The organism is Fulvivirga imtechensis AK7 (assembly GCF_000331535.1).
In the GTDB taxonomy this organism is placed as follows: Bacteria; Bacteroidota; Bacteroidia; order Cytophagales; family Cyclobacteriaceae; genus Fulvivirga; species Fulvivirga imtechensis.
In genome coordinates, this window is the sequence record NZ_AMZN01000111.1 from 25,015 (window position 1) to 39,220 (window position 14,206).

The 14,206-nt window shown below is 44.2% G+C and carries 10 protein-coding genes; 8 read left to right on the forward strand and 2 right to left on the reverse strand.

The window, feature by feature from the left end; all coding sequences use genetic code 11:
- The first annotated feature begins 15 nt into the window (after positions 1-15).
- The 5 genes from C900_RS25265 to C900_RS25285 all read left to right on the forward strand — a co-directional run bounded on the left by C900_RS25265 (position 16) and on the right by C900_RS25285 (position 6,323).
- Complete coding sequence (locus tag C900_RS25265; protein WP_009583239.1) at positions 16-1,272, forward strand: parallel beta-helix domain-containing protein; 1,257 nt, start codon at positions 16-18, stop codon at positions 1,270-1,272.
- Between the two features lie 2 nt (positions 1,273-1,274).
- Positions 1,275-2,345: an SO2930 family diheme c-type cytochrome gene (locus tag C900_RS25270; protein WP_009583240.1), complete on the forward strand. Its 1,071-nt coding sequence runs from the start codon at positions 1,275-1,277 to the stop codon at positions 2,343-2,345.
- 326 nt (positions 2,346-2,671) lie between these two features.
- Positions 2,672-3,328 carry a phosphoadenylyl-sulfate reductase gene (locus C900_RS25275; protein ID WP_009583241.1) on the forward strand — a complete coding sequence of 219 codons (657 nt, stop codon included), beginning with the start codon at positions 2,672-2,674 and terminating at the stop codon, positions 3,326-3,328.
- Between the two features lie 4 nt (positions 3,329-3,332).
- Positions 3,333-4,253: an NAD-dependent epimerase/dehydratase family protein gene (locus C900_RS25280; RefSeq protein WP_009583242.1), complete on the forward strand. Its 921-nt coding sequence runs from the start codon at positions 3,333-3,335 to the stop codon at positions 4,251-4,253.
- Between the two features lie 87 nt (positions 4,254-4,340).
- Positions 4,341-6,323: a monovalent cation:proton antiporter family protein gene (locus tag C900_RS25285; RefSeq protein WP_009583243.1), complete on the forward strand. Its 1,983-nt coding sequence runs from the start codon at positions 4,341-4,343 to the stop codon at positions 6,321-6,323.
- Between the two features lie 967 nt (positions 6,324-7,290).
- Here C900_RS25285 and pncA read toward each other — a convergent pair.
- Together pncA and C900_RS25295 are read right to left on the reverse strand one after the other, a co-directional pair.
- Positions 7,291-7,890 (reverse strand): bifunctional nicotinamidase/pyrazinamidase, encoded by a 600-nt coding sequence (gene pncA, locus C900_RS25290; RefSeq protein ID WP_009583245.1) that lies wholly within the window; start codon positions 7,888-7,890, stop codon positions 7,291-7,293.
- 111 nt (positions 7,891-8,001) lie between these two features.
- Positions 8,002-9,408: a nicotinate phosphoribosyltransferase gene (locus tag C900_RS25295; protein WP_009583246.1), complete on the reverse strand. Its 1,407-nt coding sequence runs from the start codon at positions 9,406-9,408 to the stop codon at positions 8,002-8,004.
- Between the two features lie 397 nt (positions 9,409-9,805).
- Between C900_RS25295 and C900_RS25300 the strand changes: the two genes are divergently transcribed.
- The 3 genes from C900_RS25300 (at position 9,806) to C900_RS25310 (ending at position 14,204) form a co-directional block, all read left to right on the forward strand.
- Positions 9,806-11,821, forward strand: coding sequence for a PAS domain-containing sensor histidine kinase (locus C900_RS25300; RefSeq protein ID WP_009583247.1), 2,016 nt, complete (start codon positions 9,806-9,808; stop codon positions 11,819-11,821).
- Positions 11,808-13,313 carry a hybrid sensor histidine kinase/response regulator gene (locus C900_RS25305; protein ID WP_040497545.1) on the forward strand — a complete coding sequence of 502 codons (1,506 nt, stop codon included), beginning with the start codon at positions 11,808-11,810 and terminating at the stop codon, positions 13,311-13,313. Before C900_RS25300 ends, C900_RS25305 begins: the two co-directional genes overlap by 14 nt.
- Positions 13,314-13,436: 123 nt before the next feature.
- Positions 13,437-14,204: a polysaccharide biosynthesis/export family protein gene (locus tag C900_RS25310; RefSeq protein ID WP_157494216.1), complete on the forward strand. Its 768-nt coding sequence runs from the start codon at positions 13,437-13,439 to the stop codon at positions 14,202-14,204.
- Positions 14,205-14,206: the final 2 nt, after the last annotated feature.

Consider the following 14,206-nt stretch of genomic DNA (forward strand, 5'->3'; position numbering starts at 1 on the left):
AAAAAACCTAATCTGATGATAAAAGAAACCACAATAGCATTGCTGTTGGGGGTGTTGGTGCTGTCCTGCGAAAGCAATACTTATGAGCCGGAAAGACAATTTGAAGACATCCAACAGCAATTATTATCTCAATTTATTCTAGCCGAAGACAGTACGGTAATAGAGCTGCCCGAGGGACAGTTTATCTTCAATAACAGCCTGATCCTGGATGGAAAGAAGCATGTTACGATCCGGGGAAAGGGCATGGACCGGACTGTCCTCTCATTTAAGGGGCAGCAGGAAGGCGCTGAGGGCATTCGGGTGGCAAATTGCACGGCTATAACTATTGAGGACCTCGCCATAGAAGATGCTGCCGGTGACAATATAAAAATAACGGATACGGATGGGGTTACTATCAGGCGTGTAAGATCTGCCTGGACAGGGAAGGTGTCGGAAAAGAATGGCGCTTATGGCCTTTACCCTGTTATCTGTAAAAATGTGCTGATCGAGGATTGTGAAGTACTGGGAGCCAGTGATGCCGGCATATATGTAGGGCAGTCTGAAGATGTGATCATCAGGAACAATAAAACCTGGTGGAATGTGGCAGGTATAGAAAGTGAAAATTCAGAAAATGTGGAGATCTATGGCAATACGGCATATAATAATACGGGAGGTATATTGGTTTTTGATCTTCCCGGGCTGACAAGATATGGCAAGAACATCAGGGTCTATAATAATGAGGTGTATGAAAATAACCTGGCCAACTTTGCTCCTCCGGGAAATATTGTGGGCGTGGTGCCAAAGGGTACAGGTATGATCGTATTAGCCACGGAAGGTGTAGAGGTCTACAACAATAAAATCAGGGATAACAAGACTATTGGTGTGGCTATCATTAGTTATGAGTTGGTAGCGGCCATATCTGCAGAGGGAGAGGCATCAGAGGGCGAAGGTTCTGCTCAAACCGTGAACAACAACTATAAAGAAGATAAAAATTACAACCCCTTTCCCAGAAGGATATACGTTCATGACAACGAGATCAGCTCTTCTTACATACTTCCTGCACTTAATAATGACTTCGGGAAACTTTTCTTGTTCAACTTCGGGTTCTCATTACCCGACATCGCCTGGGATGGTATTCGCGCTCCTGAATATTTTGCAGAAGATGGTACGGTTAACCCTGAATACATGATATGCATTCAGGAGGGAGAAGGTGTGAAAACTACGGATCTGGATGCTGCCAATGACTTTGATAAGTTAGAGACGAATCCGGATATCTTTAAATGTAAGCCTTAGGGATGAAGCAGGTACTTGTTTTGTTGATAGTGGGCTCCTTGCTTTCATGTGGCGCTAAACATGAGCAGGAAAAGAGTCTTTCACCAGATGCAAAATCTGTTGTCTGGCAAATGCCCGATACTGCCACTTATGCCAGAGTAGGGAAGACTAAGTTATCTGACTACGGCTTCTTCAAAGGGAAGCTTGCCAATTTGGAGCCAACTGATCGTGTATTTCCCTATGACATCAATACCCCGTTATTTACGGACTACGCACTAAAGAAAAGGTTCATATATCTTCCTGAAGGTACGGAGATCACATATAATGAGGAGGACGTACTGGAATTCCCTGTGGGTGCCGTACTCATCAAAAACTTCTACTATTCCCATGAGCAATTGGAGGCTGGCACAGGTAAAATTTTAGAGACACGGCTGCTGATCCATGAGGAAAGTGGATGGAAGGCATTGCCATACCTTTGGGATCCTGAACAGACCGAGGCATATCTCGAGATTACCGGCCGGCAAATGTCCGTAAAGCTGGCTTCAGGGATTGGTGTTGCCTATGCTGTGCCCAATATGCAGCAGTGTAAGAGCTGTCATGATATTGGTGGTAAGATCGTGCCCATAGGTCCGTCAGCTCGACAACTGAATAAGGTACACGAAGAAGGTATCGAAAATCAACTGGCTCAGCTTGTAGCCATGGGATGGCTGAAAGAAGCTCCCGCTCAGGATCAATGGCCGCTGCTGGTCAATTGGGAAGATGGTTCAGCATCTCTGAAAGACCGGGCCCGTGCTTACCTGGAGATTAACTGCGCCCATTGTCACCGGAAGGATGGTCCGGCCAAAAACTCCGGGCTAGACCTGACACGGAATGCTGCTGCAAGTACTATGGGAGTGTTTAAAGCTCCGGTGGCGGCAGGAAAAGGTAGCGGAGGCCTGAAATACGACATCGTGCCGGGAAAACCCGATAAGTCAATACTGATTTACCGCATGGAATCTAACGACCCTGCTATTATGATGCCGGAACTTGGGCGTTCTATTGTACATAAAGAAGGTGTGGAACTGATCAAAGAGTGGGTGAGGGGGATGGAATAACCTGTTTGTTTTTAGTTCTTAGTTCTCAGTTCCCAGTTTTACGATTTTGGTTTTAATTTATTCGTGCCACCACTATTGGAACTATGAAGAGAGTGGTGGCACGAATACCATATCTTTAGCCAGCAACTATACAGGACCTGAGCAGCCACCAGAAGTGACCAACCACCAGTAACCCCCGCCATCCACCGCATTTCCAACGTTTGCATTTACATCTGAGACGGTGGATACAGCCAAAAGGTTGAAAAAAACCGTATCACTTATCAGTAAATTTATTTCTTATTCATGCTCATTATGATAACTTTGGTTGCTTAAAAAATGGAGGTGCTGTGAATTTTGAAGCTATAAGAGATCAACTCGAAATATATAAAGCGGAAGGAAAGAAGATGTTTACCACCTCATCTTTTCAATCGCATAGCATTGTACTCTTACATATTATTAGCAGAGTTGATAAAACCATTCCCGTAATATTTATCAACACAGGCTATCACTTCCCGGAGACGGTAGAGTTTAAAGACAGGGTAGCGGCCGAGTTTGGACTCAAAACGGTTGACTTGCGCTCCAATACGCCCAAGTTTATGCAAAGAGGGCCTGACGGCAGACTGTTATTTACATCTGATCCTGACCACTGTTGCTATTTGAATAAGACTCAGCCTGTAGACGCCCTGCTCATGCAGAACGATATCTGGATCAATGGTGTACGAGCCGACCAGAGCGCTGTGCGAAAGAGCATGAAGGTAGAACAGAAGGCTCCGCATGGTGCCATACGATTTCATCCCATGCTGGATTGGAATGCGAAAATGATCTATGAATATCAAAAAGAATATAATTTACCGAAGCACCCACTGGAAAACTCCGGCTACCTGAGTATTGGCTGTGAGCCTTGTACCCGCAAGGTGGATCCTGAAATGATGGAAAGGGAAGCACGCTGGTATGGAATGAACAAAACCGAGTGTGGATTACATACAGATCTGGTAAGTAAATAAAGCTATGAGAATATTAATTACAGGTGGTGCCGGATATATTGGTACCGAGTTGGTAAGCATGCTTTCGCAAAGGGAAGATGTTGAGCAGATCATCATTTATGACAATTTAAGTCGCTCCAACTTTAATCTTTTCCTGGGACATACCTTTAAAAATAGTGAGCGTATTACCTTTATTAAGGGCGAGTTACTCGACTCCAGGTACCTGAAAAAGGTGCTGGATGGTGTAGATGTGGTATATCACCTGGCGGCCAAAGTAACTACTCCTTTTGCTAATACGGATCCCCATTTCTATGAGCAGGTCAACCACTGGGGAACGGCCGAGCTGGTATATGCCATAGAGGAGAGTGATGTAAAGAAGTTCATCTTTACCAGCAGTACCGGTGTATATGGCTCATCAAAGTCATCGGTTGATGAACATACCGTGCCGAATCCCAGAACTTTCTACGGGATATCTAAAATGCGGGCTGAGGAGCATGTAGGCAGACTGAAGGATAAAATGGATACCTACATTTTCCGCTGTGGAAATGTATACGGCTACAACAGAAGCATGCGTTTTGATGCTGTGATCAATAAATTTGTTTTTGAGGCTAACTTCTATAAACGTATTACTATTCATGGCGATGGCAAGCAGCATCGATCTTTCATTCATATAGACCATGTTGCACAGGCGCTGTCGCATGTAATTGATGGGGAACTGGCCTCCGGTACTTACAACCTGGTGAATAGAGACCTGCAAGTGCTTGATATTGTCGACACTTTGAAGGAATTGATCCCGGAGTTGGAGTTTATTTTTGTAAATCAGCATTTGAAGTTGAGAGAACTCCGTGTAAAGCCCAATGCAGCGTTGAACAAAGCATTGTCTCTCACTAATCCCGGATCGCTGACTGATGAATTACAACATTTCAGGAGCAGGTTTTCATTTTAAAAATATAGTTTTATCACATATATCCTTAACCAGAGTATTGTGATGTATGTTAGGAAACAAATATTTTAAGCATAAGCTGCCATTTGTATGGAAATCCCCTTGCTCCAGGATATTATTGTTATACTCGGCCTCTCGGTCGTTGTTATTCTGATTTTTCAGAGGTTGAAGCTGCCCACGATCCTCGGTTTTCTGATCACCGGTATAGTGGCGGGCCCCCACGGCTTGAGCCTGGTAGAGGCATCGCATGAGGTAGAGATCCTCTCCGAAATAGGAGTGATCTTACTTCTTTTTATCATTGGGCTGGAGTTTTCGCTCAAGAGTTTATCGGCAATTAAAAAGGCGGTTTTCCTGGGCGGTGGCTTCCAGGTATTTATGACGATAGCCGTAGCAGCACTTATCGCTTTATCGATGGAGTACTCACTCCCCCGGGCTGTTTTTATAGGCTTCCTCTTCTCCCTGAGTAGTACTGCCATTGTACTAAATTTATTGCAGAACAGACGCGAGATCAATAGCCCACATGGAAAAATAGCCCTGGCCATACTGATCTTTCAGGATGTGATAGTGGTACCCATGATGCTGCTTGCCCCTATCCTTGCCGGGCAGACAGAGGATGTAGCTATGACATTGCTCTCACTGGCATTAAAGACCCTGTTGGTAGTTGGTCTGGTGATCCTTGCCGCGAGGTATGTATTTCCCAGGCTGTTGTTTGAAGTGGCAAAAACACGAAGCAGGGAGCTTTTTATTCTTACCATCGTTGTTTCCTGTTTTTCAGTGGCATGGCTTACCTCCAGCATAGGCCTTTCACTGGCATTGGGTGCTTTCATTGCCGGACTGATCATTTCGGAGTCGGAATATAGCCACCAGGCTACCAGCCAGGTACTGCCTTTCAGAGAGATATTCACCAGCTTCTTCTTCGTCTCTATCGGTATGTTGCTGGATGTAGCTTTCTTTTACGAGCATTTGATAGCTGTGCTGGGGTTTACACTGCTTGTTTTTGTTGTTAAAGGATTGATAGCCACTTTTGCCGGATTTATATTAAAATACCCTCCCAGAGTCGCTATTCTTACCGGACTGTCGTTATTTCAGGTGGGGGAGTTTGCTTTTATATTGTCGAAAGTAGGTATAGAGACAGGTCTGGTGAGTCCGGTGACGAATCAATATTTTTTGGCTATTTCCATACTCTCCATGGGGCTTACGCCATTGGTGATGATGGCTTCAGGCAACATCATTAACCTGTTTTCATCCACGCAACTCTCGAAAGGACTGGCTAAGTTCACTTATTGGAATGAGAAAGACACCGAAAGGGAGAATGTTCAGGCCCTGGCTGACCATGTAATCATTGTTGGGTACGGTATAAACGGCAGGAACGTAGCTTTGGCAGCGAAAAAAGCTAATATTCCTTACGTGATTATCGAAATGAATGCGGAAACCGTAAAAGTAGAGAAAGCGAAGGGCGAGCCTATTCTGTTTGGTGATGCCATTAATCCCTTTATACTGGAGCATGTCAATGTTTGGAGCGCCCGGGTGGCAGTAATAGCCATATCCGATCCAGCCGCAACCAAAAAGATAGTGTCCGCGATCAGGAGCATTTGCAAAACCGTTTATATCATTGTCAGGACCAGGTATATCAATGAAATGGAGCCCAACTTGCATGTTGGCGCTGATGACGTGATTGCCGAGGAATTTGAGACATCTGTGGAGATATTTACGAGGGTGTTAAGCAAGTATTTGGTTCCCGAGGAGGAGATTGAACAGTTTGTAGAAACGGTTAGGAATGACAACTACCAGATGCTAAGGCCCAAGTCTGCGACCGGCATGTCCAGTTTACATATACCTAACCTGCGCATCAGCTCCCTCACAGTTAAGAGGTCCGGTAACGAAATAGTGGGCAGGTCATTGGAAGAATCTCAGGTCAGGCAAAAATATGGAGTTACCATTTTGGCCATCCAGCGTGACGGTGATTTCCTGGTAGACATCAGCAAGGAAACCAAAGTGTTGCAGGATGATATCATTTATATCATGGGTAATCCATCAGCCATTACAGCATTTAATAAGAATGTGAGGATTTAATGCCTGCATCAAGCCCCCGATTTGCATACCAATAAAATAATTCCTTTATTTATTTAGTGTTTTCTTACAAGCATTATTTATTTAACTTAAGATAGTTAATTCAGATGACAGGAAGCGTAGGATTTGCAGGTCAGGGTAGAGATTCTTACCGTCAAAACCGTAAGCTCATGAACCAACGAGCTTCAATGAAGGATAATCCTTATTCCTCAGTCAATAAGTCAGAAAGGATAGGGACCTCTAATTATGATGAATTGATAGCCTGGAAGAGGAGAAAGTTACACAGAGCGAAAAGAAGAGCTTCTGTTATTTTATTAATACTGATCTCTGTTGTTCTGTTAATGTCTTTCCTCTTGAATTTTTTAATTTAAGCTTTGGCTGGGATGAATGCTTTTGGCTATTGCGTATTTAGTCGTGAGTATTGAGTACAAATGCTGCTTTACTAAGCCTATAAGGACTAGTAAAGCTTTCCGTGCAAAGGACCCTAAAAGAAGACGGAAGCCGGAAGTCAGAAGACCGAAGTCGGAAGCATGGGTAGTTGCAAGCTTTGAGATTTAAGCAAAATATATCAAACATCAGTTTTTACCCACCTCTGTTTCTCCTCCCAAGAGGAGAGTAGTTTGCGTATATGAAACCATTCATGTTTACCGATCTATTTAGCTGCATGCTTTGAGCTTCAAGCTGTAAGCAAAATATCAATCTTGAGTCGTGAGTTACGAATGCTGCTTTACTAAGCCTATAAGGACTAGTAAAGCTTTCCGTGCAAAGGACCCTAAAAGAAGTCGGAAGACGGAAGCCGGAAGTCAGAAGACCGAAGTCGGAAGCACGGGTAGCTGCAAAGCTTTGAGATTTAAGCAAAATATATCAAACATCAGTTTTTACCCACCTCTGTTCCTCCCAGAAGGAGAGTAGTTTGCGTATATGAACATATAAGAAAAGAAACCAGCCACCAGTCACCAGAAACCAGAAACTAGAAACTCTTAACAACCCTACCCCCCAAAGCAACAAGCTCGGCTTTTGCTTTTTCAAAACCGGCAGGGTCAATGGGTTTTGTGGCATCTTCAATCAGATAGGTGTCAAATTTCTCAAGCAATGCATCCTTGGCTGTGAAAAACACACAATAATCTGCTGCCAGGCCGCAGACATATACACTTTTTACATTTCTTTCCCTGAGGTAGCCTGCCAGCCCTGTTGATTTTTTGTGGCCGTTATCGTAAAATCCGCTGTAGCTGTCTATTTCCCGGTCCATGCCTTTTCGGAATATAGCTTCTACTCTGTTTAGATTAAGGCCAACGTGAAATTCAGCGCCATGTGAGGACTGCATACAATGGTCTGGCCATAGTACCTGGTCCAGGCCATGGAGTGTTGTGGTATCGAAGGTTTTTTTACCCGGGTGGTTGGATGCAAAACTCTTATGATCGGCCGGGTGCCAGTCTTGAGTAGCTACCACCAGATCGAAAGATTTTTGCAGTTCATTGACAATGGGTATGATCTTATCACCATCAGGTACGGCCAAATTGCCACCCGGAATGAAATCATTTTGAATATCGACAATGATCAATGTTCTCATGTGTATAGAATATATTTACGATTTTTGATTTTTTGAATTAAGTTCCGTATTTATTGCCCAGACGGCCTTTTTTGCCTACTGCTTCTGCCAACTACCGATTCATTCATAGTATTACTTTTTGTAGTATTTCTTCATTTCATCTCGTTTGTGGCGCAGTTTTTCGCTTAAACCGACTTTGTAGATATGGGGGTAATAGAATCGCTTATGCTCGTCAGGTAGCATGTTCAGTCTTTCCTGACAATAGGCAGCTATCTCCTTCAAAGAAGGGGTGAAAACAATCTTTCCCTGATCCATCACCTTGTGAAGGAGAGGTTCGGAAGTAAGACCTTTTATCTCCAGCGACTTATCAGGCTCCACGGGATGATACATGATGTCGGGAACATTTTCATCAGCCAGCGTGATAACATCTGCACCGAAAAAATTACCTTCACCATTGATCATGCGATAAACCTGTTTTTTGTCGGGTAAAGTGATCTTTTTGAGATTTTCTGAAAGCTTGATCCTTGGCTTCCGGTGGGCATAAGCCAGTTTGTAGACGCCATCCAGAGCCGCATCGGGCGGACCAGTTACCAGGCTGGTACCTACTCCGAAAATATCGATTGGCGCCTGCTGATCCAGTAAGCTTTTAATTACCCATTCATCCAGTTGATTGGAGGCGGTGATCTTCACCTCGTGTAGACCGGCTTCATCCAGCATCTTGCGGGTTTTCTTCGACAGGTACGCCAGGTCACCGCTATCCAGGCGCACGCCCAGCAACTGCTGCGAATGCTCGTGCATTTCCTTGGCCACTGTGATAGCATTTGGTATCCCGGATTTAAGCGTATCATAGGTATCTACAAGTAGTATGCAGTTTTCAGGGCGGTGAATGGCAAAGTCACGGAAGGCAGCCAGCTCATCGTCATAGCTTTGAATAAAGGAATGTGCCATGGTGCCCACGGCAGGAATACCGAAGTCTAAAGCGGCTTTTACGTTGCTGGTAGAGTCAAAACCACCCACTATAGCCGCCCTCGTAGCATGGTAGCCACCGGTGCCTTGCGCGCGCCTTAGCCCAAAATCGCTGAGCGTTCGATCGCCTGCTACAGTCCTCATACGAGCTGCTTTAGTAGCAATGAGCGATTGGAAATTAAGTATATTGAGCAGCAAAGTCTCCACTATTTGCGCTTCCATCATATTGCCTTGCAGCCTGAGCACCGGCTCATTCGGGAAAACTACCTCACCCTCTCGGGCTGCATAGATGGTACCCCTGAACCTAAAGCTTTCCAGGCTGTTGACGAATTGTTCATTTAACCCGATGCCCTTCAGGTAGTCTATGTCAGCCCTGGTAAAATGCAGATCCTCCAGGATATCGAGGAACGTGCCCAGTCCTGCAAAAACGGTGTAACCACCTTCATAAGGCAGTTTTCTGAAAAAGTAATCAAAAACTGCTTCGTCATTATTTTTCCCCGTAAGGAAATACACCTGTGCCATTGTGAGCTGGTAGAGGTCTGTGTAAGTACCTGTAATGGTAAGATCTTTCATAGTGTATGTGTTACGATCGACAATGATAGAGGTTTGACCAGGTTATGATGCTTGTCATTTTATTTGATGTTATTTATAGAGACATTACTTCCGCACCCGCATCAAAATACTACTAAACCCATACTTAACAAAATAACGGTGTTAACATTAAAGAGTTAACTGTTTTTGAGAGGAGCCGTAGCGACCAGGCATTGTTAATCGGCCTTGGTAGCTTCGGCAGGAATTCCCGGTATTTAGTGTCTTTTAGAAAACGCCAATATCCGTGTTACGCTCGTTCCAAAATGCTTTCGTGCTTCAGTACGTTCCGCTTTTTGGAACTTCGTCCCGCTGTTTGGGCGGGAACGTTTTCTTAAAGCCACTTAGAGGTTTCTTACAAACGCTATTTAATATTATATTAATGGAAACGACCGATCGCAAAAAGCCCACTTACGAGCAGCTTGAAGAATCAGTGAAGTTGCTGACAGATAAACTAAAGAGTATGGTGGGTTATCATGAAGATGTTAGCCTGAAAGAAAATATTTTTCAGGAGGTTTTAGATGCAGTCCCTGCCTTTATTTTCTGGAAAGACAGCCACAATAATTTACTGGGATTTAACCGGGCGTATCAGGAGGCGGTGAATATTCCACGCGAAGACTTGTTGTCAAAAACAGGATTTGAGCTGTTTCCTGATGCCGAAAAATACTGGGTTGACGATAAGGAGGTGCTTGAATCAGGAAAACCAAAGCTGAACATTGAGGAAACGGTGGTAATACCTCCCGACAAGACCATTTGGTTTAAAACTGATAAAGTACCACTCAAAGACCGGAATGAAAAGACTATTGGTGTTATTGGAGTGTCTATTGATATTACCCAGGTTAAGGAATATCAACATCGACTCGAGCAATTACTTGAGGAGAATAAAAAAAACAACAGGGAGCTGGAGCAGGCTAAGCAGCAGGCGGAGCGAGCGAACCAGGCGAAAAGTGAATTTCTGGCGAATATGAGCCATGAGCTCCGCACACCATTGAACGCCATCCTGGGGTTTTCGGAAGTGTTAATGGAACGGGTAAAGGAGGCGATATCAGTGAGCTACATACGTACGATACATTCGAGTGGAAAGACATTACTGCGTTTGATCAACGATTTGCTGGTGCTTTCTAAGATCGAAGCCGGATATGTGGCTATTGTTCCGGAGCCGGTAGACCTCGCAAGGCTTTTTGAGGATGTAAAACAAACATTGGACCCTTCGGTAAAAGTAAAGGATGTAGAACTGTTGTTTAAACTACCTGACGACCTGCCGAAAACCCTGATGCTGGACTACTTAAGAACCAAGCAGGTGCTCGTCAACCTCGTCACCAATGCCATCAAATTCACCCCTACAGGGACAGTTACGGTGGAAACGAAGATAGATAACCTGGATAAGTATACCCATACTGCCGATGTGAGAATTTCAGTGGCAGATACAGGTATTGGGATAAGTAAGGAAGATATTGAGATGATTTTTGAGAAGTTCATGCAAATAAGATCGTCACAGGTTAAAAACTACGAAGGAATGGGACTCGGCCTGACTATTACAAAGCGACTCGTAGAGCTTATGGGTGGCGCCATTACAGTGAAGAGTGACCCCGGTAAGGGCAGCGCCTTTACAGTAAAGCTTCCGAAGGTTGGGTATGAGGAAGCAGCGGTACGTTATGAGGATACTAAGGTGGATTGGGCAAAAACTGCAGTAAAGTTCTTTTTTCCTACCGTACTGGTTGTTGATGACTTGAAGACCAACCTGGAACTGGTAGAAGTTTTTCTTGCAGAATATGATATTCACCTGTTAAAAGCTGCCTCAGGAAAGGAAGGACTGCGCCTGATGGAACAAAATACGGTTGATCTGGTGTTGATGGATTTAAGAATGCCGGAAATGGACGGGTACGCGGTAGTAAGGCAGATAAGAAAAAATGTAAGCACAAAAGTACCTGTTATTGCTTTTACTGCATCTGCCATGACGCACGAAGAGAAGCGGATATTGGAATCGTTTGATGATATTCTGAAGAAACCGGTGAGCAAATCAGAGCTGCTCCTTAAGCTTATGTATTACCTGCCGTTCGAAGTAAGGGATCTTAGCTCCCCGGAACCGGCATTACAAGAACAGCAGAGCCATCCTGCTCAGGTTGAGCAGCAAGTCATTTTAACCAAGTCAATGAAACAGCTTATTGAGTTATCCCATCAAGCCGGGCAGATGAGTAATGTCCTGGATATTGATAGCATTTCTGATTTTGTCAATAGCCTGGAGATGTACGCGGAGAAGGAAGAATTGCAATTTTTTCTTGAAGAATATATTCGGGAGGTGACTGGTGCTATTGATCATTTCAATGTGGAGCGGCTGAAGTGGTTGTTGCAGCATTTTCCCACAGAAATTTCGCCTAAACTGAATGATAAAAAGTAATTTACAGAGAGAGCAGGAAACGATGAGGTACACCGTACTTGTTGTAGATGATGAGCCAAGAAATCTACAGTTGGTAGCTTCTATTCTTAGTCCTGCCTACCGGATAATGCTTGCGGACGACCCGGCTGAAGCACTGAAAGTATGTTTTGCGAAACAACCGGACCTCATTTTATTGGATATTGTTATGAAAACGATGTCAGGGTATGAGTTGGCACAGCAGCTTAAAAGCGATAAACGGACACAGACGATACCTATTGTTTTTCTGACAGTGAAGGCCAGCGAAGACGATATAGATAAAGCTTTTCAGGTGGGAGCTGTGGACTATATAAGCAAGCCTTTTAAAGCAAAAGAGTTGCTGGCACGTGTGAAGACCCAAATCACTTTGCAGGTCGCAGAAAAGCGGCTCAGACAGGTGATCAACCTGGTTCCTCACAGGCTGTTCGCCCGTGACAGTGCAGGTAGGATTGTACTTGCCAATGAAGCGGCAGCAGCATTTTATGCTAAAAACATAGATGAGTTGCTCAACACCAGAGAACCTGCTTTACCCGAGGGATACCAATATGTGGTTATTGATAACGGACAATGCCCTCCTGAAGAGCCCATTCATCGTATGTATACCTGTGAGGAACAACTTATTCAGCCCGAAGGAAAGAAACAGTACTTTCAGACCAGCAAGATCCCTTTTTGCTTCTCCGAATCCGGATTGCCTGCCGTGCTCGAAATTGCCATTGACATTACAAAAGAGAAGGAAAAGCAGGCGAAGATCCGGCAACTGAACCAGGAGTTGCTAAAGCATAGCCAGTATAAAGACAAGCTGCTTTCTGTAATAGCCCATGACCTTATTACGCCTTTGTTCAACATGGATATGAGCCTTGGCATGTTGCAGTCACAAATAGATACACTGCCGGCCGATAAAGTGAGAGACAAAATTTCGAAGACAAAAGACAACGCCTCCGCTACATTGAAATTATTAACCAATCTTCTCGAATGGACTAAAACGCAGTTTGAAGCAGTGTCGTACAACCCCGTTGCCCTGAATCTTTTTGATGAGGTGCAAAAGGTTTTAACTTTTCTGCAGAGCCAGTTGTATAATAAAAATATCAATGTAGAGCTTGCCATCTCCCAGGAGCAACAGATCATGGCAGATACGGATATGCTTCAAACGATTTTGAGGAACCTTATCGCCAATGCCATAAAATACTCGAAAGAGGAAGGGGTGGTGGTTGTCAGTACAAAAGAGCGGGATAGCGGGATCTGTATTTCAATCGCTGATGATGGGGTGGGAATGAGTGCAGAACACCTTCAAAAGATCAGGCAGGGCAATATGGAGCATATCACCACATATGGTACTAAAGGCGAACGGGGGTCGGGCATAGGCCTCAACCTGGCTCGGGAATTTATCCAGTGGCACGGAGGGGAACTGGAGGTAGAAAGCGAAGAAGGAAAAGGCAGTACTTTTACATTCACCATTCCAACCAACCATCATTCGTAAATCGTCAATCGTAAATCCAAAATATGATAAGGATTTTCTCTCTTGATGAGAGGCGTCATTTATCAGTGGGGTGCAAGGTCCTAATTTGTCATCAATTTATTGACGGAGAAAACAGACTTTGCTATGGTACTAAAATACCCCCTCTACGCTATATTGCTAATATCTTTGACGTCTTGTTACTACAACAAGAACATGATCTACCTACAGGATGAAAGCTTTTCAGGTCAGAGAGCCAAGCTCGTTCAGAATCAAAAAAAGCCTTACAGGATACAGCCCAATGACATCATTTCCGTAAAGGTAAAAAGCGCCAGCAACACCGAACTATCAGATATTTTTAATGTAAGTCCATACATGGGGCCGGTGTTTATAGCCCCCGGTAATTTATACCTGGAAGGATATTCAGTGAATGATGAGGGACAAATTACGCTACCAGTAATAGGCACCGTGACAGTAAAGGGATTGACACTGGAAGAGGTACAGCAGATGATACAGGGCAATGCCCAGCAATATCTTAATAACGCTACTGTAATTGTAAAGCTGCTCAGCTTCAAAATTACCGTATTGGGCGAAGTTAAGAACCCAGGGTATCATTATGTTTTCAACAACCAGGTAACCATACTGGAGGCCTTAGGACTGGCAGGGGATCTGACACAGTTCGGCAACAGGAAAAATATTAAACTGATCCGGCAGCATCCGGAGGGAAACCAGGTAGTACTGGTAGACCTTACGGACCCGAAGATATTGCAGTCAGAGTATTTTTATCTGATGCCCAATGACGTGCTTTATGTAGAGCCGCTCAAGGCAACGGTAAAGCGTACCAATCTCGATCTCCTTAGTTTACTTTTTTCCGCTGCCACTACCACCATCTTGATTTTGAGTTACATAGAGTGATT

Bases quoted from the DNA above. Each gene is read 5' to 3' on its own strand.
- C900_RS25265 (WP_009583239.1), top strand. From the start codon at position 16: ATGATAAAAGAAACCACAATAGCATTGCTGTTGGGGGTGTTGGTGCTG.
- C900_RS25270 (WP_009583240.1), top strand. From the start codon at position 1,275: ATGAAGCAGGTACTTGTTTTGTTGATAGTGGGCTCCTTGCTTTCATGT.
- C900_RS25280 (WP_009583242.1), top strand. From the start codon at position 3,333: ATGAGAATATTAATTACAGGTGGTGCCGGATATATTGGTACCGAGTTG.
- C900_RS25285 (WP_009583243.1), top strand. From the start codon at position 4,341: ATGGAAATCCCCTTGCTCCAGGATATTATTGTTATACTCGGCCTCTCG.
- pncA (WP_009583245.1), bottom strand. From the start codon at position 7,890: ATGAGAACATTGATCATTGTCGATATTCAAAATGATTTCATTCCGGGT.
- C900_RS25295 (WP_009583246.1), bottom strand. From the start codon at position 9,408: ATGAAAGATCTTACCATTACAGGTACTTACACAGACCTCTACCAGCTC.
- C900_RS25300 (WP_009583247.1), top strand. From the start codon at position 9,806: ATGGAAACGACCGATCGCAAAAAGCCCACTTACGAGCAGCTTGAAGAA.
- C900_RS25305 (WP_040497545.1), top strand. From the start codon at position 11,808: ATGATAAAAAGTAATTTACAGAGAGAGCAGGAAACGATGAGGTACACC.
- C900_RS25310 (WP_157494216.1), top strand. From the start codon at position 13,437: ATGGTACTAAAATACCCCCTCTACGCTATATTGCTAATATCTTTGACG.